The sequence below is a fragment of the Cryobacterium sp. TMT1-62 genome, from assembly GCF_004403145.1.
In the GTDB taxonomy this organism is placed as follows: Bacteria; Actinomycetota; Actinomycetes; order Actinomycetales; family Microbacteriaceae; genus Cryobacterium; species Cryobacterium sandaracinum.
The window spans coordinates 1-25,232 of record NZ_SOGZ01000011.1 but is presented as its reverse complement, the minus strand read 5'-3'; the positions used below and the strand labels follow the sequence as shown (position 1 = coordinate 25,232).

Sequence of the window (25,232 nt, the reverse complement as noted above, 5' to 3'; positions counted from 1 at the left end):
ACATCACCCTCCGCCCCGGGCACCGCAGAGCGCCAGGGCTAGTGGGCGAACTGCACTTCGGGATGCACGGACGGCGTGGGCTTGGAGAAAAGATAGCCCTGGCCGAAGCGGCAGCCCATGGATCTCAGCAGGTCCCGCTGGCTCGTCGTCTCGATGCCCTCGGCGACGACATCCAGGTTCAGGGAATCGGCCAGACGCAGGATTCCCTCCACGATCGCGCGATCGTGATCGGAGCTCTCGACGTCGCGAATGAACGTCAGGTCGATCTTGAGCAGGTCAACCGTGAACGCGCGCAGGTGCGTGAAAGATGAATACCCCGTGCCGAAGTCGTCGATGGCCAACCGCACGCCCAGGCTCCGCAGCTCCTGGAAGGTCCGGGCCGCGGAATCGATGGCGTCGAGCACCGCGCTCTCGGTCAGCTCCAGCCAGAGCTGTTCCGGCGGCAGACCCGACTCGGCGAGGGCCCGCTTGACGACGTCACCGAAGTCATCCTGCACGAATTGCCGCGCGGACACGTTGACGCTGACCGCCACTCCCTGAGCCAGCCCCCTGGCCGCCCGGCACGCCTGGCCGAGCACCGTCGATCCGATTCCCTTGATCAGACCCACTTCCTCGGCGAGAGCAATGAAGTCACCCGGCATCACGAGCCCGCGCTCGGGCCTCCGCCAGCGTGCCAAAGCCTCGGTCGCCACCACCTTGTGGTCCTGCAGATCCACGATCGGCTGATACCAGGATTCGATCTGGCCCAGTTCCACCGCGTCGCGCAGGGCCAACTCGCTGTCGAGCCGCTGATGGATGCGGTACCGCAGGTCGTCGTCGAAGACCTCGTAGCGGGCGCGCCCGCGGTCCTTCGCCAGGTACATGGCCTGATCCGCATTGCGCAGGAGCAGTTCGGCATCGTCGTGCCCGAGGCCGAAAGCAATCCCGATGCTGGCGTCGACGGATGCCGACTGGTCGCCGATCGTGATCGGCCGCGCGATGGCCGCCTGGATCGAATCGGCAATCCGGTGCACATCCTCGCTGCCACCGACATCCGGGCAGATCACGACGAACTCGTCGCCTCCGATCCGGGACACCGTGTCGCCGGCCCGGATGCTTTGCCGGAGGCGGATGGCAACCTCGTTCAGCACTGTGTCACCGGCGTGGTGCCCAAGGCTGTCATTGACGAACTTGAACCGGTCGAGGTCGATGAATAGCACCGCAACGCCGCGACCCTGGCGCGACGCCTGCAGAAGCGCCTGCTTCAACCGGTCGAGCAGGAGCAGACGGTTGGGCAGGTTCGTCAGCGGGTCATGGAATGCCAGGTGCTCAACCCGCGCCTCGGCCAGGCGTCGGGCGGTGATGTCCTCCAGCTGGTACAGCAGTCCCCCGGCCTGGTCGCCCTCGAAGATCTCGGCGATGCTGACCTTGACCCAGGTTTCCTGATTGCCTTCGTGGCGCATCCGCCGGTCGATGCGTTGTCGGGTCGACGGACCTTCCAGGCCAGCGCTCTCCATCTCCTCATCGTCAGCGTCCTCAGCCGGCATGAAGATCGTCTCGATATGGGCGCTGACAAGCGGGTTCTGGTGACCCGCCAGTTCCAGGAGCCGCCTGTTGGCGGCCACTACCTGTCCGTCAAGCGTCACGATGGCCGTTCCCAACGGCGAGGAAGCGAAGGCAGCCTCGAACCGGGCCGCGGCGGCCGTGGCCGCGTTCTCGGCCTCACGCTGCGCGGTGACATCGGTGACGCTGGCCAGGTGCCCGATGATGCCCTTCTCATCACGCATCGGAGCGGTGTTCACCTGCACCCAGTTGATGTGGCCCTCAGGGGTGCGAAACCGCAGGGTGGTTTCGTAGGGCTCGCCGGCTGCGGCGCTCGCTTCCCAACCGAGGAGCACCCGTTCTGCGTCATCCGGATGGAGCGCGGTGGCCCAGCCGTCGCGGCGCGACTGACTCTTCGTGAGGCCGCTGAGTGCCAGCCACTGGTCGTTGGCGGACACGAGCCCGCCCGCGGCATCCATCTGCACGATTCCAACGGGTGCGATCTTGATGAGGGTGTGCAGCGTGTCGGCCGTCTCCGCGAGCTGGCGGGTTCGGTTCTCGACCGTCGCCTCCAACGTGTGGTTGGCCTCAGCGAGAGCCTGCATCGCGCCATCACGCTGACGATCGAGGTCACGCAGCCGGCGGGCAGCGACCCACGCCAGCGCGCAGCTGAGCACTGTCATGCCGAGGATCAGGATGGCGACGCCGAAGGCCGTGTCGTACCAGCCCTGGCGCTGTCCCCACAGCCGCAGCCAACCGAGGATGAACGGTCCCAGAACTAGGAATGGAATGACCTGGCGGAGGAGCCGACCCGCACTGCCACCGTCTCGGAAGAGGCCGATCAGACCGGCATTGGGGCGCTGAATCAACAGGGCCGTGGCGAGGATTCCGACGCCCAAGGCCGTCTGCCAGGCCATACTCGTGTAGCCGCCCAGCGAATACAGCGAGGAGACGCCATAGGCATAACCCAGGATCGCGACCAGGCTGACGCCCAGAGCCGCGAATGCGAAGCCGAGCATCACGGCGGATCGAGCGGCCCGGCTTGCGATGACGGACGCACCGAGCAGGACCAGCGCCAGCGACGTGGACGGCGCCATCCGCTCCGACCGCCCGCCGAACTCGATTCCCGGCAGGAGCACATCGATGCCGAGTGATCGGCCGACGACGAACTCCGCGATCGTGAGAGCGCCGATCATCAGTGCCAGCAGACCCAGGGTCACGGTCAGCCTGCGACGATCGACGGCCAGCACGGCAACCGCCACCAGCACGAGCCCCAGGGCTGCCATCGGCTTCATCGCCAGCAAGTCGCGGAGCACGGGCGGCAGGGCGTCGACTCCGACGTACCAACTGACCAGTACCAGGAGTCCCATGGCACCGACTAGCGCCCCACCGAGCTGCCCGACCAACCGCATACTGTTCCTCTGCTTCCGAAAAGCAGGTCTGCCGGTCGTTGCTTCTACCCTACTTTGTGCGCGGATTGCGGATCTCCCCGGCGACTACTCGTCGGCCCACACGTTGGCGATGATGTCGTGCGTGTAGCCGTCCGGTCCGGTATTGACATATCTGGTGGCCAGCCAGATGTCGTCGCGCAGAAAGTGCGACTCACCGACGAGTTCACCATCCTTCGTTGTCTCGATGAGGCAACGCATTCCGCCGAGTTCCTCGTAGCAGTTCATACCTGCGGCGGTCAGCCGGCTTTGAATCTTGGTCGACTGTTCCGGGGTCACCCACACCAGCTCCGTGGTCAGTCCCAGGCCGGACCCGCCGTTGGCGTTCGCCCACACGCAGGTGAGGCGCTCCCCGGCAGCGTCGATCAGGGCGATCAACTCCGGGTCCCCGGACCCGCGGTTGACGTCCGAGTTCTCGTCAGCGACCCAGGCCGGGTTGAGCACCAGGTCATCGAAAGCGGCCACGATCGCCGGGCTGTAGAGCTCATCACAGGTCGACGGATGCGGCCCATCCGTCGTGGCCGTCGGAGCAGGCACACTCGCGAGGGCCAGGGGCGCAGGGGACGAGTGCGGCTGCGGCCGCCCGACCGCCTCTCGCTCCGGCGCGCCCGCGCCGCCCCGCCAGACAATGAGCAGGACAATGAGGGCGATGACCAGCATGGAGCCGACGGCGCCGAGGAGCACCCACATCCGTCGACGCGTCATTGCCGAAGCGGACACCGGACCTGCACCCATGCGATACCCCCAGAAAGATTCTGGACCAGCCTATCGCGGGTCTCGACAGGCTCGGGTTTCGACAGGCTCGACCAGCGGAGGCGAACGGGCTTAACCGAGGACGGCCCCCTGCCGAGGCAGGAGGCCGTCCGTGGAACCTATCGCTAGTGACTAGTTGTAGGTGCCGGGGGTGAAGTCATCCGACGAAAAGCTGTCGAAGTCGACGAAGCTCAGGTCACCCTCGTTGAACGCTGCATCATCGGTGAAGATGCGGTTCGGGTAACGCTCAGCCTTGGCTTCATCCGTTGCCTCGACGGTGACGTCGCGGTAGCGGGGAAGACCGGTGCCGGCCGGGATCAACTTACCGATGATCACGTTCTCCTTGAGGCCCATCAGCGGGTCGCTCTTGCCTTCCATGGCCGCCTGGGTCAGAACCCGGGTGGTCTCCTGGAAGGAAGCGGCCGACAGCCAGGATTCGGTCGCCAACGAGGCCTTGGTGATACCCATGACTTCTTGACGAGCCGACGCCGTCTTCTTGCCCTCGGTGAGCGCGGTGCGGTTGAGGTCGTTGTACTTCAACCGGTCAACGAGCTCGCCGGGGAGCAGGCCGGTGTCGCCGTGCTCGACGACGGTAACCTTGCGCAGCATCTGGCGAACGATGACCTCGATGTGCTTGTCGTGAATCGGCACACCCTGCGACCGGTAGACATCCTGCACGCCACCGACGATGTGCTTCTGCACGGCGCGAACACCCTTGACGCGAAGAACTTCCTTCGGGTCGACGGCGCCGATGATGATCTGCGTGCCGAGCTCGACATGCTGGCCATCCTCGACGAGGAGAGTGGAGCGCTTGAGCACCGGGTAGGCAATCGGCTCATCGCCGTTGTCGGGGGTCAGGATGACCTTCCGGCTGCGGTCGGTGTCCTCGATGGTGATGCGACCGGCGGTGTCGACGATCGGCGACGCACCCTTGGGGGTACGCGCCTCAAACAGTTCCTGCACACGAGGCAGACCCTGGGTGATGTCGTCGGCGGATGCCGATCCACCGGTGTGGAAAGTACGCATTGTGAGCTGGGTGCCCGGTTCACCGATGGACTGTGCGGCGATGATACCGACGGCCTCACCGATGTCGACGAGTAGCCCGGTGGCGAGCGAGCGGCCGTAGCAGACCGCACACACTCCGACGGCCGACTCACAGGTCAGCACCGAGCGCACCTTGATGGTCTCGACACCGGCCTCGACCAGCTTGTCGATGAGCACGTCACCCACGTCGTCGCCGGCGTCAGCCACGATCTCACCCTTGGCGTTGACCGCCGGGGTGGCCAAGCTGCGAGCGTAGACCGCGTTCTCCACGTTGGGGTGGCGGACGAGATCGCCCATCGGGTTGACCTCGGCGATCGGCAGTTCCAGGCCCTTGGTCGTGCCACAGTCGTCTTCGCGGATGATGACATCCTGCGAGACGTCCACGAGACGACGCGTGAGGTACCCGGAGTCGGCGGTACGCAGAGCCGTGTCGGCCAGACCCTTACGAGCACCGTGAGTAGCAATGAAGTACTCGGCGACGGACAGGCCTTCGCGGTAGCTTGAAATGATCGGGCGAGGAATGATCTCACCCTTCGGGTTGTTGACCAGGCCTCGCATACCAGCGATGTTCCGCACCTGCAGCCAGTTACCACGGGCACCAGAGGTAACCATGCGGTTGATGGTGTTGTCGGCCGGGAAGTTCTCCTGCATGGCCGCGGCAACGTCTTCGGTTGCCTTGGTCCAGATCTGGATGAGCTCCTGGCGACGCTCGAGGTCGGTCGTGAGACCCTTCTCGAACTGCGACTGCACCTTGGCGGCCTGCTTCTCGTAGCCGGCAACGATCTGCGGCTTGTTCGGCGGGGTCAGGATGTCGCTGAGCGCCACGGTCACACCGGACCGGGTGGCCCAGTAGAAACCGGCGTCCTTGACGCGGTCAAGCGTCGCGGCGACTTCCACCTTCGGGTACCGTTCGGCGAGGTCGTTGACGATCGCCGAGAGGGTGCCCTTGTCGGCGACCTTTTCGAAGTACGGGTAGTCAACCGGCATGGCCTCGTTGAAGATCGCGCGGCCGAGCGTGGTGGTCACCAACACGGTTCCGACGGCCTGGCCGTTGACGAGTTCGACGCCTTCGGGCTGCGTGCCCTCCTCGAAGTACTTGTCGGCCAAACGGATGCGCACCTTGGCGTTCAGGTCGAGGCCCTGGTTCGCGTCCTTCTTCTGGTCGAAAGCGAGAATCGCTTCCGCGATCGAGGAGAACGCCCGGCCCTCGCCGATGACGCCTTCCTTGAGCGTGGTCAGGTGGTGCAGACCGATGATCATGTCCTGGGTGGGCAGGGTCACCGGGCGACCGTCAGACGGCTTCAGGATGTTGTTCGAGGCGAGCATCAGGATGCGCGCTTCGGCCTGGGCTTCCATCGACAGCGGCAGATGAACTGCCATCTGGTCACCGTCGAAGTCGGCGTTGAACGCGGCACAGACGAGAGGGTGCAGCTGGATCGCCTTACCCTCCACGAGCTGAGGCTCGAACGCCTGGATGCCGAGGCGGTGGAGCGTCGGTGCCCGGTTCAGCAGCACGGGGCGCTCGCGGATGATCTCCTCGAGCACGTCCCAGACCTGCGGGCGTGAACGCTCGACCATGCGCTTGGCGGCCTTGATGTTCTGAGCGTGGCTCAGGTCGATCAGGCGCTTGATCACGAACGGCTTGAACAGCTCGAGTGCCATCTGCTTGGGCAAACCACACTGGTGCAGCTTGAGCTGCGGGCCGACGACGATGACCGAACGGCCGGAGTAGTCGACGCGCTTGCCGAGCAGGTTCTGACGGAAACGACCCTGCTTGCCCTTGAGCATGTCGCTCAGTGACTTGAGGGCGCGGTTACCGGTACCCGTGACGGGGCGGCCACGACGACCGTTGTCGAAGAGTGCGTCAACGGCCTCCTGCAGCATCCGCTTCTCGTTGTTCACAATGATCTCGGGGGCACCGAGGTCAAGCAGACGACGCAGGCGGTTGTTGCGGTTGATCACGCGACGGTAGAGGTCGTTGAGGTCGGAGGTCGCGAAGCGGCCACCGTCGAGCTGCACCATCGGGCGCAGTTCGGGCGGGATCACGGGGACGACGTCGAGCACCATCGCGGCCGGCGAGTTGCCGGTGATGATGAACGCGTTGACCACGCGGAGGCGCTTGATCGCACGGATCTTCTTCTGGCCCTTGCCCTCGGCGATCTGCAGGTGCAGGTTTTCGCTCTCGGTGACCAGGTCGAAGGCCAGCAGGCGCTTCTTGATGGCTTCGGCGCCCATGTAGGCCTCGAAGTACATGCCGAAACGGTCCTGCAGCTCGTGGAAGACGGAGTCTTCGGGCTTCAGGTCGCCGACCTTGAGGGTGCGGAAGTCTTCCCAAACGCGCTCGAGGTGAGCGATCTGCTCGTCGAGAGACTTGCGGACCTGGCTCATCTCCTTTTCGGCGGCGTCCTTGGTGCGCTTCTTCTGGTCGCTCTTGGCACCTTCGGCCTCCAGTGCTGCGAGGTCGGTTTCCAGGCGCTGCAGACGGTCAGCGATGCGGGAATCGCGCTGGCCCTCGATGGTCTTGATCTCGAGGCGGAGCTCGTTCTCAAGGCCGGGCATGTCCTGGTGGCGGCCGTCTTCGTCAACCGTGATGACCATGTACGCGGCGAAGTAGATGACCTTTTCGAGGTCCTTCGGAGCCATGTCCAGCAGGTAGCCGAGACGCGAGGGGACACCCTTGAAGTACCAGATGTGGGTGACCGGGGCGGCGAGCTCGATGTGGCCCATGCGCTCACGGCGCACCGACGACTTCGTGACCTCGACGCCGCAGCGCTCGCAGACGATGCCTTTGAAGCGCACTCGCTTGTACTTGCCGCATGAGCATTCCCAGTCCCTGGACGGGCCGAAGATCTGCTCGCCGAACAGGCCGTCTTTTTCCGGCTTGAGCGTGCGGTAGTTGATTGTTTCGGGCTTCTTGACCTCACCGTGAGACCAGCGACGGATGTCGTCGGCGGTCGCAAGGCCAATGCGAAGCTCGTCAAATGTGGTTACGTCGAGCAATTTCTCTCCTTGGAAAGTATTCGAAGTGTTCGTCATCGGCCGGGCCTAGATGTCGTCGATCGAAGACGACTCAAACCGGGTGGAAATGTTGATGCCGAGTTCTTCCGCAGCGCGGAACACCTCGTCATCCGTGTCGCGCAGGCTGACGGCGGTACCGTCGCTCGACAGCACCTCGACGTTCAGGCACAGCGACTGCATTTCCTTGATCAGAACCTTGAAGCTCTCGGGGATACCCGGCTCCTGAATGTTCTCGCCCTTGACGATGGCCTCGTAGACCTTCACCCGGCCGAGGATGTCATCGCTCTTGATGGTCAGGAGTTCCTGCAGGGCATAAGCGGCTCCGTATGCTTCGAGCGCCCACACCTCCATCTCACCGAAACGCTGTCCGCCGAACTGCGCCTTACCACCCAGCGGCTGCTGCGTGATCATGGAGTAGGGGCCGGTGGAACGGGCGTGGATCTTGTCATCGACAAGGTGGTGCAGCTTCAGGATGTACATGTAGCCCACGGAAACCGGGTTGGGGAACGGCTCGCCGGAGCGGCCGTCGAACAACTGGGTCTTACCGGTGCGGTCGATCAGGCGGTCGCCGTCACGAGTCGGGGTCGTCGAGTCGAGAAGACCCTCGATCTCGACCTCGAGCGCGCCGTCGAATACCGGGGTCGCGACCTTGGTGTTCGGAGCTGCGCTGTGCGCGGCCTCGGGCAGACGGCCGGCCCACTTGGGCTTGCCTTCCACCTGCCAGCCCTGCTTGGCGATCCAGCCCAGGTGGGTTTCCAGAACCTGACCGAAGTTCATTCGGCCCGGGATGCCCAGCGGGTTGAGGATGATGTCGACCGGGGTTCCGTCGGCGAGGAACGGCATGTCCTCGATCGGCAGGATGCGAGAGATGACACCCTTGTTGCCGTGACGGCCGGCGAGCTTGTCACCCTCGGTGATCTTGCGCTTCTGCGCGATGAAGACCGCGACGCGCTGGTTGACGCCCGAGCCGAGCTCGTCGTCGCCGTCCTGCGAGTCGAAGACTTTGACACCGATGATGGTGCCGCGCTCACCGTGGGGAACCTTGAGGCTCGTGTCGCGAACTTCGCGGCTCTTCTCGTTGAAGATGGCACGCAGCAGGCGCTCCTCGGCGGACAGCTCGGTCTCGCCCTTGGGCGTGACCTTGCCGACGAGGATGTCGCCGGGGCGAACCTCGGCACCGATCCGGATGATGCCGCGTTCGTCGAGGTCGGCGAGCAGATCAGGCGACACGTTGGGCAGGTCGCGGGTGATCTCTTCCTTGCCCAGCTTGGTGTCGCGAGCGTCAACCTCGTATTCCTCGATGTGAATCGACGAGAGGGTGTCGTCCTTGACCAGGTTCTGGCTCAGGATGATCGCGTCCTCGAAGTTGTAGCCTTCCCATGGCATGAACGCGACGAGCAGGTTCTTGCCTAGAGCGAGTTCTCCGTTTTCGGTGGCGGGGCCATCGGCGATGACTTCGCCGACTTCGATCCGCTCGCCGGCCTGCACGATGACGCGGTGGTTGTAGCTCGTGCCCTGGTTGGAGCGCGCGAACTTGCGCAGGTAGTACTCCTGCGTGCCGCCCTCGTCGAGCTGAATGGTGACGACGTCGGCCGAAACCTCCATCACCACGCCGGCCTTGTCGGCGGTGAGCACGTCACCGGCGTCGATGGCCGCAAAGACCTCCATGCCGGTACCGACGAGCGGGCTCTCGCTCATCAGGAGCGGGACGGCCTGACGCTGCATGTTGGCACCCATGAGGGCGCGGTTCGCATCGTCGTGCTCGAGGAACGGGATGAGCGAGGTGGCGACGGACACCATCTGGCGAGGCGAAACATCCATGTAGCCAATGTCTTCCGCGGGGAAGAGGTCGACCTCTCCACCCTTTTTGCGGGCGAGAACACGGGCGTCGGCGAAGTGCCAGTCCTTGGTGAGCGGGGCGTTCGCCTGGGCGACGATGAACTCGTCTTCTTCGCTGGCGGTGAGGTAGTCGATCTGGTCGTTCATGACCTTGCCATCGACGACGCGGCGGTACGGGGTCTCAATGAAACCGAAGGCGTTGATCCGCGCGAACGAGGCGAGCGAACCGATCAGGCCGATGTTCGGGCCTTCCGGGGTTTCGATGGGGCACATGCGGCCGTAGTGCGAGGGGTGAACGTCTCGCACCTCGACGCCGGCACGGTCACGGGACAGACCACCCGGACCCAGCGCGGACAGGCGACGCTTGTGCGTCAGTCCGGCGAGCGGGTTGTTCTGGTCCATGAACTGCGACAGCTGGCTGGTACCGAAGAACTCCTTGATCGCGGCGACGACGGGGCGCACGTTGATCAGGGTCTGCGGGGTGATCGCTTCGATGTCCTGCGTGGTCATGCGCTCGCGAACGACGCGCTCCATGCGGGACAGGCCGGTGCGCACCTGGTTCTGGATGAGCTCGCCGACGGCACGGATGCGACGGTTGCCGAAGTGGTCGATGTCGTCGATGTCGATGCGGATGTCGGTCTGCTTGCCGTCGCGGACGCCGGCGATCGTGGTCTGGTTGTCGTGCAGCGCAACCAGGTACTTGATCGTGGCCAGGATGTCCTTGAGTGTCAGCACGGAGTCGCTGAGCGGCGCTTCGAGTCCGAGCTTGCGGTTGATCTTGTAACGACCGACCTTGGCCAGGTCGTAGCGCTTGGAGTTGAAGAAGAAGTTGTCGAGGAGCGCACGCGCGGCCTCGGCGGCAACCTGCTCGCCCGGACGCAGCTTGCGGTAGATGTCCTTGAGGGCTTCTTCCTTGGTGAGGATGTTGTCCTTCTCCAGGGTGAGTTCGATCGACGCGAAGCCCTTGAACTCCTCGAGGATCTCTTCGCTCGTGAGGCCGAGGGCCTTGAGGAAGACGGTGACGGACTGCTTGCGCTTGCGGTCGATGCGAACGCCGACCTGGTCGCGCTTGTCAATCTCGAATTCGAGCCAGGCACCGCGGCTCGGGATGACGCGAGCGGAGTAGATGTCCTTGTCGGACGTCTTCTCCTGCTGGCGGTCGAAGTAGACGCCCGGGGAGCGGACCAGCTGTGAGACAACGACGCGCTCGGTGCCGTTGATCACGAAGGTGCCCTTGGGGGTCATCAGCGGGAAGTCACCCATGAACACGGTCTGGGTCTTGATCTCACCGGTGAGGTGGTTCATGAACTCAGCGTTCACATAGAGAGGTGCGGAGTAGGTCTTACCCTTTTCCTTGCACTCGTCAATGGTGTACTTCTCCGGCTCGAGTTCCGGGTTTGTGAACGACAGCTGCATCGTTTCGCCGAGGTCCTCGATGGGTGAGATCTCTTCGAAGATCTCGTCGAGCCCGGTGCGAGTCGGCAGGTCCTGTCGACCGGCCGCCTGGCCTTCTGCGACACGCTGTTTCCAGTTGTCGTTACCGACGAGCCAATCGAAGCTCTCGGTCTGCAAAGCAAGCAGATCCGGAACAGTCAGATTGTCGGTGATCTTCGCGAACGAAAGACGGCCAGCGGCGCGTCCGTTCTTGGGTGAGTTGGTGGTTGCGTTGCGCGCAGCAGCCAAGGAAATAACCTCCGTGGACCCCGTCAGGTCTAGTCACTGTTAGTAAGGAATACCGAGTACGAACTCCTCAGACCCTCGCGTTCTGAAATTCCGGTGTTCTGAAATCCTGGAACGAGGTATGCGTCAAGGTGGCTTGAGCACGCAAAGCCGACCGCAATATGAAGGCAGAGTTTAGTCTGGGAGCGCAAAGAACAACTATATGCCGGTTAGTTCACCATGTCCACTCAATTCTTGACGTGCCATAAATTCTCAGGTATAACCCGGTTTCGGGCCGCCCCGGTGCAGACTGCGGAGGGCGCAGACTTGAGGGATGAGCAGGCCTGTAGCGCAACATCCGTCGATCACCTTGAAATTGAGCGGCCACCACGCCGTCATCGAGCCCGACCGATTCACCCCGGGCAGCTTCAACCTGATCGTGGACGGCACGCCGCAGTCGAACGTGAACCTGGACGATCCGGGCGAGCTGTTCTTCGAATACGTGCAGCGGATCGGTCACGTGATCGACCTGATCGGCGAGGTGGGCGAGCCGATCACCGCCGTGCACCTCGGCGCCGGCGCGCTGACCCTCCCCCGATACGTGGAGGCGACCCGGCCGGGCTCCCGCCAGCAGGTCGTGGAGTTGGAGAGCGACCTGATCGATTTCGTTCGCGGCGAGCTGCCCTGGGACAAGCGGGCGCAGCTGCGCGTGCGGCACGGTGATGCCCGCGAGGTTCTGGCCAAGCTGCCGGCCGGGCTGCACGGCGCGGTGGACCTCGTCGTCATCGACATCTTCTCCGGGGCCCGCACCCCGGCCCACGTGACCAGCCGCGAGTTCTACGACTTGGCCGCTCCCCTTCTGTCGCCGCGCGGGGTGCTCGTCGTGAACGTCGCCGACGGGCCCGGTCTGCCGTTCGCCCGCTCACAGGCCGCGACGCTGTCAGCCGTCTTCGGACACGTGCTCGCCCTCGCGGAGACCCAGGTGCTCAAGGGGCGCCGGTTCGGCAATATCGTCTTCGTCGCCGCGCACACCCCCATCGACACGAGCTGGGTGTCGCGGCTGCTGGCGGGCGGGCCGCATCCGTCGAAAGTGGTCGAGGGTGCTGAGCTCACGCACTTCATGGCGACCGCGATGGTGACGACGGATGTGACGGCCACCCCGTCCCCGCTGCCCGGCCGCACGGTGTTCCAACTCGGCAGCTGAGCCGCGGTTACGCCGGGGGTCACGGGTTGGGCGCCGCGCGCCGGGGGTCACGGGTTGGGCGTCGCGCGCCGGGTGATGTGTGGCCAACTCAGGAGATCCGGGGCCAAGGTGCTGCGGGCATCCGTGTTCATGCGGCTTTATGTGCTCACGCGCTGGGATCTCCTGAGTTAGCCACGTGTGCGGCTCGCGGCGGGGGGACGAGGGCGACGGATGCCGGTGGATCAGGCCGGATCGGGGACCAGCCCGGCCCGGCCCGGCTACGCTGGTTGGGACCACGTTTACTCCGCGGCATGTGCCGCCTTCGCCTCAGGACCACACCCTGCCCATCATCATTGGCTATGACGCCGTCACCCTGCGTGAGAAAGTCGACCTCTCTGCTGCTGAGCTGCGCCTCGAAGAACTCGGCGAGCTTCGCAGCCTGTCCGCCCTCAACGAGAAGGTCGTGCTATTGCGGCTGACCGGCCGGATCGACGAGGCCTGGGACATGGCGAACACTGCGCTGCGCCAGTCCCGGTTCACCGGGTCGCGGGAAGAACTCGCGTTCAGTCGCATCCGTCGCGCCCAGGTACAGCAGTACCGAGGCAAGCTCGACGAGGCGGTGACCGAGCTGACCCATTGTGTGCTCGAGTCCGAGACGCACGAGTGGGGCGCCGTCGCGGCGTTCGCCCGGGAAAGCCGCGGCAAGGTTCACTTCGAACAGGGCGACCTCGACGCCGCCCTGGCAGACTTCACGGCCTCGGTGACGCTGCGGGAGCAGGCCGGCGCCACACCCGCCCTCCTCGAGAGTGCGCTCGTCGCCGTTGCGGTGGTCGAGTCATTCATTGCCGAGCGGCGACAGTCCCGCTTACAGCAGTAGCGCGTCGGCACCGCGGGGCGCCGGCCGGCGATTGACCGGCCGGCTGCATCCGGACATCGATTTGCAGGAGCTACGCACGGAACGGGCCACTCACCACGAAGCAGAAATTCGGGGCATGCTGGACACAGCGCCGGCGAGCGTGCCGGTGCGAAGGAGGTGGAAGATGAGCGGGCGGATGCCACCACGCAGCGGCGCGGCCGGGGTGCTGGCCCTGGGCGCGCTCCTGCTGCTCAGCGCGTGCACGGCGACCGCGCCCGGGCCCGCGGCAGAAACCTCGACCCCCGCCCGGCCGGTTCCGTCCGACACCGTTGCACCCGGGCCGACCGGCACCGCCGGGCCATCGGTGCGGCCGGTCGACGCCCCGGTCGTGATCGCATCCGGGCTGGATGCCCCCTGGTCGGTCCTGCGACTGCCGAACGACGGCACCCTGATCAGCGAACGCGACACGACCCTCATGCGCGAACTCCTGCCCGACGGCAGCCTTCGCGACGCCGGCCGGGTCGCCGAGGCGAGCCCGGGCGGTGAAGGCGGGCTGCTCGGCCTCGCTGCACTGGCCGACCCGGTCGCACCGGGCGGAACCGGGTGGGTCTACGCCTACTTCACGTCCGCCGACGACAACAGGATCGTACGGATGCCGCTGCTCGGCACGGTCGGAAGCCACACCCTCGGCGCATCCGAACCGGTGCAGGGCGGCATCCCGAAGGCCGGTAACCACAACGGCGGTCGGCTCGGTTTCGGCCCGGACGGCCTGCTCTACGCCACGGTCGGCGACGCCGGGAACCCCGAGAACGCCCAGGACCTGGGTTCCCTCGGCGGCAAGATCCTGCGGATGACGCCGACCGGCGCCGTGCCGGACGACAACCCGTTCGGCACGCTCGTCTACTCCTACGGCCACCGCAACCCGCAGGGGATCGCCTGGGACTCCAGCGGCCGACTCTGGGCCAGCGAGTTCGGACAGAACACCTGGGACGAGCTCAACCTCATCACCCCGGGCGGCAACTATGGCTGGCCGATCGTCGAGGGCCGGGGACAGAGCGCAGACTCCGGCTACCTCGACCCGGAGCAGCAGTGGCCCACCAGTGAGGCCAGCCCGAGCGGGCTCGCCATCGTGAACGACACCATCTTCATGGCAACCCTGCGCGGCGAGCGGCTGTGGCGCATCGATCCCTCCACAGGCGAGGTCGATGACTGGTTCGGGAACAGCTTCGGGCGGCTGCGCGATGTAGTGTCTGGGCCCGATGGCACACTGTGGTTCGTGAGCAATAATACGGATGGCCGCGGCACCCCTTCCGCTGGCGACGACCGGCTTTACCAGGTGGCGGTCGCACCCTGATGGCCGACCTCGACCGGGTTCGGCACTGGGCGGAAGCGTTGATCACGCTGCACCTCGATCCCAGCTGGACCTTCGCCTTCGACAACGCGAAGAAGCGAGCGGGGCTTTGCAACTTCACCGTGCGGCGCATCACCGTGTCCCGCTACCTGGCGGCGCGCTACGAAGACGATGACGTGCACCAGATCCTGCTGCACGAGGTCGCGCACGCTCTGGCCGGACCGCGCGCCGGCCACGGGCCGAAGTGGAAGGTGATCGCGCGGAACCTCGGCTATGACGGCAAGAGCACGCACGACGGGGACATCGCCGACGAGCTCGCGCCGTGGGTCGGCACCTGCCCGGCCGGCCACGCGCACTACCGTTACCGACAACCCACCCGGGCGTTCGCCTGCGGGTTGTGCGTGCGCGGATTCGACAAGCGGTTCCTGATCCGGTGGACACGGCGCGAGATCACGGCCGCCGCCCGGCGACAGGCTGCGGGGGCGGCGAAGCCCTAGCGCTGCCCTGTGGTCTCGACAGGCTCGACCACCGATTACCCGGGCCGTCCGTCCGGCCAGGAGCGGTCTACTCGGAGACCTGGACCTCTTTCCAGAAGGCGACGTAGTTGCTGTAGTCCTGGCCGACCCGGTCGAAGGAGGCCGAGGGCGGAGTCGGGTAACTGAAGGCGCGATCCTGCAGCAGAGTCTCACCGTCCTTGACGCTGAAGTACTGGCACGCGCCCTTCCAGGAGCAGGTGTACTGCGTGGGGCTCTCGACGAGGAACTCGGAGTTCACGCTCGCCGGTGGGAAGTACCAGTTGCCCTCGATCTTGAGAAGATCTGCCTGCGGTGCTTCGGCGATGACGGTGCCGTTGAGTACTGCCTTCATGGGAGTTGCTCCTTCAGTGAGATTCAAACGGTGAGGGTGAAACGAGGGGTTCGGCTCAGAGACCGCTTTAGGAACAACCTCAGCCCGGAAAGGCGAATTCCCGCAATCGGGAGATTCCCGGGGAGCGCGCCGGGGCATCCGTCGCCTGCACCTCGGCCGACCGCCCCTCGGCGACGAGCGCCTGGGCGGTTTCGGACGCGGTGACCAGGTGCCGCACGGCCCGCGCGAGACCCGCGAATCCCGCGGCGGCCGCGGCCGCCTCCGGCGAGCAGTGGTCGATGCCGCGGGCGGCGAGGGCGTCGATCACGGCGCCGGCGGCGAGGAAGTCCTCCACCGCGAACCGGGGGGTGCCGCCCTGGCGTTGCTCGCCCACGGCGATCACGGCCACGGAGAACCGGTCTCCCTTCTCCGCCTGGCGGGCGAGCACCCAATCAGCCACGCTCTCGCGATTGGCGAGGTTCGCGGCGATGACCTGGTGCTCGTGCAGGGCAGTCGGGAGAACGATCTCGGAGCCGGGCGACGGCAAGGCGTCGGCCAGGATGACCACGTCGGCCTCGGCGGCCAGAGCCTGGAACCCGGCCAGGCCGACATCGAAACGGACCTGGTACTTCTGTTGGGGCGCGTCTTTGTTCACTCCCCAAGGGTAGCGGCGGCGCTACCGGTCGTCGAAGCGGGCGAGCGCGTCGGCATCCGTGGCATGGGTCATCGCGCTGCGCGCGGTGTCCAGTGCGGACACCGGGTCGGCCTCCGAAGCCGCCAGGCTCAGCTTGCGTTCGGCCTCCGCGAGGCGGGTGCGCGCCACAGCGCCCACGCGGCCGGAATGCGCGGTGATGAAGTCGCGGGTCACGGTGATCTGGCTGCGCGCGGCCAACAGAGCGCCGGTCAGCGCGCCGCGGGCGTTGTCGAGCCGCAACTGGCGGTTGCGGGCCTCGGAACGGATCAGGTCGAGACCGTCCATTGCCGTGCGCAGTCGGGACTGGTCAGCGGCAGGGTCGCTCAAGCGCGACGGCTGCCGCAGCTCGCCGACCACCCGGTCGGCCTCCGCAATAACGCGGTTCAGTTCGCCGCGGGCCGTGGTCTCCTCGTGGGTGTCGCGCAGGGCGCGCACCTCGGCCAGCTCGGCGTCCGCCGCGTCGAGCGCTCGAGCCAGGGAGGCGAATCCGACGTGCAACTGGTCTTCGCCCTGTTCGATCGCGTCGAGCAGGGCGCCGGCGCGGTGCAGGGCCTGCTCGGCCGCGAGCAACTGGTCACCCACGGGGTCGGTGGCTTCGCGGGAGAGACGGGCGGCCGCGGCATCCGCTGCCCGGCGGGCGTCATCGACGGCCTCTTCGGCGCGGGCGACGTTGCCGCTGATCGGGGCCAGGGCGTGCGCGGCATACGTGCGGCTGAGCCGGGAGAGGCTGGCGGTGCCGGCCGCGACGCGGTCGGCGACCCGGTCGAGGCGACGACGCAACTTCTCAAGCAGCAGCGGGGCATCCCGTTCGACGCCGCGCCGGGAGTCGAAAGTGCGGGTCTGCGCGCCGAGGCGCTTGACGGCCTCGTCGGCGAGCACGATGATCTCCTCGGTCCAGCGGCGACGCTCACCCTCGGAGTCGGGCACGCTGTCGTCGAGCTTCTGCTGCAGCAGGAACGCGTCACGCACCTGCCGCCGGGAGGCGTCGAGCGCGGCGGCGAAGTCGCTGGTGGCGTTCTCCCCGAACTGGGCGACCGCGAAACCGAGCTCGTCGGTGGCGACCTCGATCAGGTCATCCGCACGCACGAGGGCGATTGCGGCGGCTCGGGTGCGCTCCGCGGCCAGAGCGAGGTCGACGCGCGCGCGCGCCCGGACCCGGCGCCGCATGATCATCACGATCACCACGACGACCGCTGCCGCCCCACCGAAAACGACGGCCGAGGGCACCCACCAGAACTCGCCAGTCATGCCTTCAGTGTACCGAAAGGATGCGCCTCACCCCGGCGCCGCACCCGGTGGCACGTCCTCGAAAATCGCCGATCCCACCCACAATCGCCGCGGAGACGGGTCGCCTCGGCAGCATCTGCGAAGAACGGCTGGTACCAGCGCTACTCCCGGCGCATCTGCCGCCGGATCACCTCGAAGTCGTGCCGGGAGATCTCGAGCAGCCCCCGGCGCAGCTGGTAGCCCCAGTCGGGGTTGCTGCGGGTGAACTCGAGCACCGACAGGAGCGGGCGAATGGAGGCGGCCACGACATCCGTTTCGTAATCGATGTGACGTCGCCACGGGCGGTACGAGCTCGGGGCGGCGGACTCGCCTTGATGCACGATTCCGGGGGCGATGCGACCGATCGCGGTGAACTCGCGCAGCGTGTCGCCGTCGATGTTCGTCTTCGGGGAATAGTAGACCACCCCGTCGGACTCGCCCATCTGCTCGAGCGCCACCCGGGCCCCGTGGCTGGCCTGCACAAGCCCCACCGCGACGGCGCGCAGCACGTGTTCGCGTGAGGCAACGCCCAGCCAGTATCGAATTGCCACCCTCTTAGTTGTACTGCATGCCCCAGCACCACAGACTGGGGTCATGCGTGTTCTTCTGAAAGAGATCCTCGACTGCTCCCCCGATGCCGCCTGGCGCGCCCTGCGGAGTCCTGCCGTGTTCCGCGAGGTAAGTTCGCCCGTGGTGAGCGTCGAATCGCTTGAGATGGATGGGTTCCCCACCATCTGGGAGCCGGGTGAGCATCCGGTCAGCTTGACTGCGCTCGGCCTGGTGCCGATGGGCGACCAAGTGATTCGCCTGACCATGGCGACCACCCGGAAGGATGGCGTGCGCATCCTGCGTGACACCGGCCGCGGGGTATCGGGGCCGCTCGCCTCGGTCACCCTCTGGGACCACCGGATGGCCGTGTCTCCCGACCCGGCCGGCACCGGCAAGACGCTTTTTCGAGACCAGCTGATCTTCCGCACCGGCGCGCTCACCCTGGCCAGCTGGCCCGTTTTCTGGGCGCTCTGGCAGTGGCGGCTGCACCAGCTCAAGCGCCTCGCGCCGAACTGGAGCCTCGACCTCGGCGTCGATGAGTCCGGCGCGAGCTCGTGAGCACCACCCTCGGCGCCCTGCAGGTGGCCGACTGGCGTCGGCGCGTGTTCGGGCTGTACGGCGGCGTGCGCCAGCTCAGCGCGCACGACCCGGCCGCCGGCCACGAACTGTGGCGGAGCGGCAGGGACGACCTGTTCGGCGGGCATTCGGCGTCGCCGTTGATGCCCGACGACCGGGCCGGCTTCACCGGGCTGCCGGTCGCCGCCTACGACCCCGACTGGCGGTTCGAGGCCGAGGTGCACCGCGCGGAACATCCGATGCGCATCTCGGTTGACACCGGCACCGACGGGAAGGTGCAGTTCGACCTCGTCGGCACCGTGCGTTTGCCCTACCTGGGACCAATCGACCTGTGGCGGCTCTCCAACTACGGCGGCGGGCTCTTTCTGCCTGTGCGCGACGGTCTGGCCGGCAAGCCCGGCGGAACCTACGGCGGCGGTCGCTACCTGCTCGACACGATCAAGGGCGCCGACCTGGGCGCCGGGACCGACGACGACAGCATCATCCTCGACTTCAACTTCGCCTACAACCCGTCCTGCGCGTACGACCCGATGTGGGCCTGTCCGCTGCCCCAGGCCGGCAATACCGTGGCCGCGGAGGTGCCCGTCGGCGAGCTGACCCCCGGTGCGGAGCGGCACCCCACGGCTCCCGTCGGGCGGGCGTTCGACCCTAGGGCTTGACAGCATCCGCTACGATAGAAGCTTGCGGGTGCGTAGTTGCGCCCGCTGCGTCGTAGAACGCCTCTTCTTATTGCGGCAGCCCACCAGGGCCGGCCCGATTTTTCGAATTAAACCTTCTTACGGCGAACGGATGTGCCCATCGGCACCTTCGCCATGCGAAACCTCTGAGGCTCCGAGTTGCCGCCCGTGCGGAACAGATGCCCGAGGAATCTGATGCCCGAAAGGCACCATTTTGTCTGAAACTTCCTTTAGCGCGCTCGGCGTGCCGGCCCCTCTCGTTGCCATCCTGATCGAGCAGGGCATCGACAGCCCGTTCCCGATCCAGGTGGACACGCTGCCCGACACCCTCAACGGCCGCGACGTGCTCGGCCGCGGCAAGACCGGCTCCGGCAAGACCCTCGCGTTCGCACTGCCCATGGTGTCGCGCCTCGGCGGCAAGCTCGCCGGCGGCCGACGTCGTCCGGGCCGCCCGCTCGGCCTCATCCTCGCCCCGACCCGCGAGCTGGCCACGCAGATCACCAACGCGCTCACGCCGCTGGCCGAGGCGTACGGCCTCAACACAACCACGATCTTCGGTGGCGTCTCGCAGGGCCGCCAGGTCTCCGCACTCAAGGCCGGCGTCGACATCGTCGTGGCCTGCCCGGGTCGCCTTGAGGACCTCATGAAGCAGGGCTTCATCAGCCTGGACGCCGTCGAGATCACCGTACTCGACGAGGCCGACCACATGGCGGACCTGGGCTTCCTGCCCGTCGTCACGCGCATCATGGACAAGACGCCCAGCAGCGGCCAGCGCCTGCTGTTCTCGGCCACGCTCGACAACGGGGTGGACAAGATCGTGCGCCGTTTCCTGCACAACGAGGTCATGCACTCGGTCGACGAGGCCAACAGCCACGTCTCCGCGATGACGCACCACGTCTTCGAGATCGACGGCGTCGAATCGAAGAAGGCGCTCGTCGAGAAGCTCGCGAGCGGTTCCGGCCGCCGCATCCTCTTCATGCGCACCAAGCACCAGGCCAAGAAGCTCGCCAAGTCGCTCACCGACGCCGGGATCCCCTCCGTCGACCTGCACGGCAACCTTTCACAGGTGGCCCGTGACCGCAACCTCGCCGCGTTCAGCGCCGGCGACGTGAAGGTTCTCGTCGCCACGGATGTCGCCGCCCGCGGCGTGCACGTCGACGACATCGAACTCGTCATCCACGTCGACCCGCCGGCCGAGCACAAGGCGTACCTGCACCGCTCGGGCCGGACCGCCCGCGCCGGCAGCGCCGGCGACGTCGTGACTCTGGTTCTCCCCGAACAGCGCCGCGACACCGACGCGCTGCTGCGCAAGGCCGCCATCAAGGTGACCCCGCAGCGCGTGACCGCGTCCTCCCCCGCCGTGGACGCCCTAGTCGGCGACGTCGCAGCGTACGTCAAGCCGCTCCCCCGCGTGGAGCAGCCGCACGGCCAGTCCCAGGGCGGCCGCTCGCAGGGCGCCAACGCCCAGCGCAAGCGCGTCAACCGCGATGAGCGCGACTCCGGCTCCCGTGACTCCGGCGCCCGCGCCGGTGGAGCACGTGGCAACCGCGGACACCGCGGCAGCGACGCAGTGGCACCCACCGGCGGAGCGCGCCAGGAGCGCTCGGGCCGCCCCGCGGCATCCGGTCGCAGCCAGGGATCGGGCAACGCCCAGAGCCGTCCGGCCCAGGGTGGTCGCTCCGGCGGCCTCCAGGTCGGAGGCCTCGTGCGCGGCGCCGGCGCCACCGGCGGCGCTCGTCGCTCGGCCCCGCGCCGCGCGCAGGGCTAGTCGCTCGGCAGCATCTGCACGTTAGTTCCACTGTGAACGGGCCGGCCTCTCCCGAGGCCGGCCCGTTCTGCGTTGTCGCCAACTCAGGAGAAACATGCCCGTGACGGATGCTCGGCCCCGGAATCACGTGGCGCCGCACCATGGCGCCACCGGATCTCAGGAGTTAGCCACTTGTTATCCGACTCATCGGCGGGGTCTGGAGCCGCCGTAGACCGGGAAGTCGCGGGTCGGACGGGAGCCGTCGGCGCAGTGACCACGGGCAGAACCCGGCAGCGTCAATCGGGTGCCTGCGGCTGAGCTAGTCTCGGGTCATGGCCACCACAGCAGTACTTCGTCCCGTCGCAGAAGCAGATGCCGACAGCCTCGGCCGCGTGCATGCCACCTGCTGGCACGAAACCTACGACCAGTTGCTCAGCGAGGCCGCCCTTGAGCAGCTGCAGCCCGCACGCCTGGCCGCCATGTGGCGCCGGTTCAGCGCCCAGGGACCGAACCACCGCCAAATTGCGGCCCTCGTCGACGGCGAGATCGTCGGATTCGCCGGCAGCGGGCCGTCCCGCGACGCCGACAAACCGGCCCCGATGGAGCTCTACTTCATCTACCTGCTCGACGCCTACCACGGCACCGGCATCGGCCAGCAGCTCTTCGACGCCGTCGTCGACGAGGGCCCATCCTACCTGTGGGTCGCCGAAAACAACCCCCGCGCGCACTCGTTCTACAAGCGCAACGGCTACGCCCCCGACGGCCACGAGCAGGATCAGGAAGTGCTCGGCGAACAGCTCCACGAAGTGCGCCTGGTGCGACCGCGCTCGCTCGCGCGTCGTCTGTCACTCGTCACGACCGAGTAGCTCGCAGCGGCGGCCCGCAGGATCGGGCCGCCATCAGGCGGCTTAGCGCAGCTCGCCAACCGAGGCGAGCGCCATGCGCAGCAGCGCCCCGCGCCCGCCCTCCATCTCGGCTGCCACCGCGTCGGAGGCAGCCTCCTTGGGGGTCATCCAGGTCAGTTCGAGGGCGTCCTGGCGCGGGTCGCAGGTGCCGGTGACGGGAACGACGTAGGCCATCGAAACGGCGTGCTGGCGGTCATCCGTGAACGCGGTGATGCCCGGCATCGGGAAGTATTCGGCCACCGTGAACGGCACCGGGCTCATCGGCAGCTGCGGGAAGGCCATCGGGCCGAGATCCTTCTCGAGATGCCGGAAGAGGGCGTCGCGCAGGGTCTCGCCGTAGAGCACGCGGCCGGACACGAGCATCCGGGTCATCTCGCCGGTCGACCGGGCGCGCAGGAGCACGCCGACCTCCACGACCTGGCCGAGGCCGTCGACTCGCACGGGCACCGCCTCGATGTAAAGGATCGGAAGTCGGCGCCGCACTTCGGCCAGCTCGACGTCGCTCAGCCAGCCCGGGTTGGTGTGGGGCGGCCCCGCGCCCTCGGGGCCAGGCGTCCAGTCCGGATCGGGGTCAGGTGTGCGCACGCTCATGAGGCTATTCTGTCTTACCCTGCGCCCGGATACGCCATGGGCACCCCGCTGCGGGTCGGACGGAACGGGCGCGGTCCGGCGCGCGTGCGGCGACGGTCTGCGCATGGTGAGGCAGAGAACTGCGGCGGCGCGCCACGACCGCGCGCTCGGCGCCTTCACCGGCTGGCCCTCGGCGATGCACTCGGGATGCCGACGCAGGACCTATCCCGGGCTTAGATCGAGGCCGACTACGGCGCCAGTGAGGGGTTTCGGGACCCCGGACAGCACCAGCCGATCGCCGTCGGGATGCCCGCCGGGTCGATCACGGATGACACGGAGCAGGCCAGTCTGCTGGCCCGCTCCTGATCGATTGTCACGGCCAGGGCGACCCCGGCGTCTTCGCGAAGCAGCTTCTCGACTAAGTGAAACGGGCGCGGGCGCGCGGCTCCCTCGATCTGCTCGGACCCTCGACGACGACGCTTGAGCGCCTGCGATCCGGCGTGTCATCCCTCGAGTCCGGGCGCTTCGGCACGACCAACGGCGCGGCCATGCGCATCACCCAGTGGGGATCTCCTTCGGCCTCGCTCCCCTCGCCGGGTTCATCGACCGAGTGGCCCGGGCCGGCGCAGTCACCCACAACACCGGACTGGGGTTCGCCGGCCGTCTCTGGTGGGCGACGGGCCGCCTCGCGGGCCTCACTCCGGCGGCGCGGGGCGAGGCGGCGGACCAGCTGATCGGGACATCCGTCGCCGGTCGAGCAGGTGGCGACGGATGCTCGGGCTGGCCAGGGCAGGCCAGGCGGGGCGAGTGAGGTGAGGCTGACTCAGGAGAAACGGGTGGCTGGCGCGGCCGCCCCGCGAAACGACGCGGTAACATGCGGAACTCTGCGGGGGCGCGCCCGCCGCTGCCGGAATCTCCTGAGTTGGCCACGGGGTGCCCGCGGATGCCGCCGCCACGTGGGGAAGTGCCGGCCAGTGGTGCATGACCCCTGAAATTCGGCGGAGCGGTGGCACGGTTCCCGCGAGTACGGGCATCTTTCCGGCTTCTCGCAGCGGATCGCCGGAGTTCTGCACGGGGACGACGGATGCCGACCGATTTTCGCGCGTCCCCGGGAGTGGAAAGATTGACCCGTCGGCGTTTCTCGGTGTCGACCTCGAACAGGAGGACCACCATGGGCCCGAACGACACCAATCCCGGCGGCGACGCCTCCACCGGGAGCGACGACACCACCGAGAGCAGCACCACCGGCGCCGCCGCGGCGTGCGCCGAGCCCATCGACCCGGATGCCGTGCTGTGGAGCGCGTCTGGCGCCGACCGCGCCGGGCGACCGCTTCTGCTGATTCTGCACGGCTACGGTTCGCACGAGGGGGATCTCTTCTCGCTGGCGCCGCACCTGCCGCTGCATCCGGTGATCGCCGCGCTGCGCGCCCCGCTCCCGGCCGGTCCGGGCTGGGCCTGGTTCCCGATCGGGGCCGCCGGCGCCAAGGTCAACCCGGGCTCGCCGAGCGCCGACGCACTGGATGCTGCCGCCGCCGGGGTGCTCGAATGGCTGGACGGCCTTCCCGAGCAGCCCGCGTCCGTCGGACTACTCGGCTTCTCGCAGGGCGGGGCTATGGCGCTGCAGCTGCTGCGTCAGGCACCCGACCGGTTCGCGTTCGCGGTGCAGCTGTCCGGTTTCGTGGGGCGCAGCAAGCACACCGGTGACGAGCGCCTGCGTGAGCGGCGCCTGCCGGTCTTCTGGGGTCGCGGCACGGCCGATCCGGTCATCCCGCAGGATGCCGTCGACCGCACCCGGGCTTGGCTTCCCGAACACTCCACACTTACCGAGCGCATCTACGAGGGCATGGGCCATTCCATTTCGCAAGCCGAACTGGGCGAGATCGTCACGTTCCTGCGCGCGCAGTACGACGCCTAGGAGGCCCGGCACCCCGACCCCTGATACACCCGATACACCCGGCACCCTGACACCCGGCACCCCGCACCCGACACCCGACACAGCAGCGTCTCCCGCCCCGAACGAATTCGACGGAGATTTTGGCCCGAGTTGGCCAAAAAGGCCGGAATCGACGTCCTACAGGCAAAATCTCCGTCGAATTGGTGAGACGACGCGGAGGGAGCGACGTGCGCGCGGGACGGCGGCGCTAGCTGTTGTTCCCACTGACGTTGTGAGCACGGTCGATGGGTGATTTGCCGCCGATGCCGGTATGGGGTCTGTGGTGATTGTAGCTATGGATCCAGTCTTGGTAGGTGGCTGCTCGGGCGGCGTCTGAGTTGTAGTGGTGGGCGTAAGCCCATTCCGCGGCGAGGGTGCGGTGGAATCGTTCGATCTTTCCATTGGTTTGGGGTCGTTAGGGCCGGGTGAACTTGTGCGTAATGTCGCCCAGAGCGTCGTTGAAGAACTTCGACCGGTAGCAGGAGCCGTTGTCGGTCATGACGCGCAGCACAGTGATGTCGTGGGTCGCGTAGAACGCGTTCGCGCGGCCCCAGAAGCCGGCCGCGGTTTCCTTCTTCTCATCGGTCAAGATCTCTGAATAGACCAGCCGGGAATAATCGTCGATCGCGGAGTGCAGAAATGAGTGGCCCACGCCTGCCTGACGGTTGCGTTTGCCGGCTTGGCGGCCGAGAGTGCGATGGCCGCCGCCGTCGGGGATGCGACCAAGTTTCTTCACGTCAACGTGCACCAGCTCGCCTGGGGTTTTCTTCTCGTACCGAATCGGTTTGGGTTTGCGC

General features: G+C 66.9%; 19 protein-coding genes and 1 pseudogene. 10 read left to right on the top strand and 10 right to left on the bottom strand.

Annotation, left to right across the window (positions count from 1 at the left end):
- Window positions 1-38: 38 nt before the first annotated feature.
- From E3T34_RS02790 to rpoB, 4 genes are all read right to left on the bottom strand, one after another.
- Window positions 39-2,933, bottom strand: a complete 2,895-nt coding sequence (locus tag E3T34_RS02790) for a bifunctional diguanylate cyclase/phosphodiesterase (protein WP_134342108.1) — start codon at window positions 2,931-2,933, stop codon at window positions 39-41.
- Window positions 2,934-3,017: 84 nt separating this feature from the next.
- A complete protein-coding gene (locus E3T34_RS02785) occupies window positions 3,018-3,674 on the bottom strand; it encodes a hypothetical protein (RefSeq protein ID WP_134342107.1) in 657 nt (218 codons plus the stop codon).
- A 180-nt stretch (window positions 3,675-3,854) separates the two neighbouring features.
- Window positions 3,855-7,766 carry a DNA-directed RNA polymerase subunit beta' gene (locus E3T34_RS02780; protein WP_134342105.1) on the bottom strand — a complete coding sequence of 1,304 codons (3,912 nt, stop codon included), beginning with the start codon at window positions 7,764-7,766 and terminating at the stop codon, window positions 3,855-3,857.
- A 45-nt stretch (window positions 7,767-7,811) separates the two neighbouring features.
- Window positions 7,812-11,306, bottom strand: coding sequence for a DNA-directed RNA polymerase subunit beta (gene rpoB / locus E3T34_RS02775; protein ID WP_104100993.1), 3,495 nt, complete (start codon window positions 11,304-11,306; stop codon window positions 7,812-7,814).
- A gap of 310 nt (window positions 11,307-11,616) precedes the next feature.
- On the opposite strand from rpoB, the gene E3T34_RS02770 reads away from it, so the two are divergent.
- The 4 genes from E3T34_RS02770 (at window position 11,617) to E3T34_RS02755 (ending at window position 15,169) form a co-directional block, all read left to right on the top strand.
- On the top strand, window positions 11,617-12,486 hold the full coding sequence (locus E3T34_RS02770) for a spermidine synthase (protein WP_134342103.1): 870 nt from the start codon (window positions 11,617-11,619) through the stop codon (window positions 12,484-12,486).
- 292 nt (window positions 12,487-12,778) lie between these two features.
- Window positions 12,779-13,342, top strand: coding sequence for a hypothetical protein (locus E3T34_RS02765; protein ID WP_233191403.1), 564 nt, complete (start codon window positions 12,779-12,781; stop codon window positions 13,340-13,342).
- Window positions 13,343-13,505: 163 nt separating this feature from the next.
- A complete protein-coding gene (locus E3T34_RS02760; RefSeq protein ID WP_241977322.1) occupies window positions 13,506-14,675 on the top strand; it encodes a sorbosone dehydrogenase family protein in 1,170 nt (389 codons plus the stop codon).
- The gene (locus E3T34_RS02755; RefSeq protein WP_104100996.1) at window positions 14,675-15,169 is read left to right on the top strand and encodes a SprT-like domain-containing protein; all 495 of its coding nucleotides are present in this window, start codon (window positions 14,675-14,677) and stop codon (window positions 15,167-15,169) included. Before E3T34_RS02760 ends, E3T34_RS02755 begins: the two co-directional genes overlap by 1 nt.
- A gap of 67 nt (window positions 15,170-15,236) precedes the next feature.
- Here the strand turns inward: E3T34_RS02755 and E3T34_RS02750 are convergent, their stop codons facing one another.
- The 4 genes from E3T34_RS02750 to E3T34_RS02735 form a co-directional block, all read right to left on the bottom strand.
- Window positions 15,237-15,539: a DUF427 domain-containing protein gene (locus E3T34_RS02750; protein WP_104100997.1), complete on the bottom strand. Its 303-nt coding sequence runs from the start codon at window positions 15,537-15,539 to the stop codon at window positions 15,237-15,239.
- Between the two features lie 79 nt (window positions 15,540-15,618).
- Window positions 15,619-16,173 (bottom strand): 2-phosphosulfolactate phosphatase, encoded by a 555-nt coding sequence (locus E3T34_RS02745; protein WP_104100998.1) that lies wholly within the window; start codon window positions 16,171-16,173, stop codon window positions 15,619-15,621.
- A 21-nt stretch (window positions 16,174-16,194) separates the two neighbouring features.
- Window positions 16,195-17,460 carry a hypothetical protein gene (locus E3T34_RS02740; protein WP_134342101.1) on the bottom strand — a complete coding sequence of 422 codons (1,266 nt, stop codon included), beginning with the start codon at window positions 17,458-17,460 and terminating at the stop codon, window positions 16,195-16,197.
- Window positions 17,461-17,600: 140 nt separating this feature from the next.
- Window positions 17,601-18,029, bottom strand: coding sequence for an EVE domain-containing protein (locus E3T34_RS02735; protein WP_233191404.1), 429 nt, complete (start codon window positions 18,027-18,029; stop codon window positions 17,601-17,603).
- A 43-nt stretch (window positions 18,030-18,072) separates the two neighbouring features.
- On the opposite strand from E3T34_RS02735, the gene E3T34_RS02730 reads away from it, so the two are divergent.
- The 4 genes from E3T34_RS02730 (at window position 18,073) to E3T34_RS02715 (ending at window position 21,893) form a co-directional block, all read left to right on the top strand.
- A complete protein-coding gene (locus E3T34_RS02730; protein WP_104101001.1) occupies window positions 18,073-18,585 on the top strand; it encodes a hypothetical protein in 513 nt (170 codons plus the stop codon).
- Window positions 18,582-19,262 (top strand): DUF1684 domain-containing protein, encoded by a 681-nt coding sequence (locus E3T34_RS02725; RefSeq protein WP_198412255.1) that lies wholly within the window; start codon window positions 18,582-18,584, stop codon window positions 19,260-19,262. The genes E3T34_RS02730 and E3T34_RS02725 overlap by 4 nt, the downstream gene beginning before the upstream one ends.
- Window positions 19,263-19,494: 232 nt before the next feature.
- Window positions 19,495-21,048, top strand: coding sequence for a DEAD/DEAH box helicase (locus E3T34_RS02720; protein ID WP_134342097.1), 1,554 nt, complete (start codon window positions 19,495-19,497; stop codon window positions 21,046-21,048).
- 311 nt (window positions 21,049-21,359) lie between these two features.
- Complete coding sequence (locus tag E3T34_RS02715; protein ID WP_134342096.1) at window positions 21,360-21,893, top strand: GNAT family N-acetyltransferase; 534 nt, start codon at window positions 21,360-21,362, stop codon at window positions 21,891-21,893.
- A gap of 42 nt (window positions 21,894-21,935) precedes the next feature.
- Here E3T34_RS02715 and E3T34_RS02710 read toward each other — a convergent pair whose 3' ends face one another.
- A complete protein-coding gene (locus tag E3T34_RS02710; RefSeq protein ID WP_104101004.1) occupies window positions 21,936-22,523 on the bottom strand; it encodes an NUDIX hydrolase family protein in 588 nt (195 codons plus the stop codon).
- A gap of 541 nt (window positions 22,524-23,064) precedes the next feature.
- Between E3T34_RS02710 and E3T34_RS02705 the strand changes: the two genes are divergently transcribed.
- On the top strand, window positions 23,065-23,313 hold the full coding sequence (locus tag E3T34_RS02705; protein ID WP_104101005.1) for a hypothetical protein: 249 nt from the start codon (window positions 23,065-23,067) through the stop codon (window positions 23,311-23,313).
- Window positions 23,314-23,673: 360 nt separating this feature from the next.
- Window positions 23,674-24,417 (top strand): alpha/beta hydrolase, encoded by a 744-nt coding sequence (locus tag E3T34_RS02700; protein ID WP_134342094.1) that lies wholly within the window; start codon window positions 23,674-23,676, stop codon window positions 24,415-24,417.
- Window positions 24,418-24,643: 226 nt separating this feature from the next.
- Here E3T34_RS02700 and E3T34_RS02695 read toward each other — a convergent pair.
- A pseudogene (locus E3T34_RS02695) lies at window positions 24,644-25,232 on the bottom strand (IS481 family transposase); the annotation flags it as partial.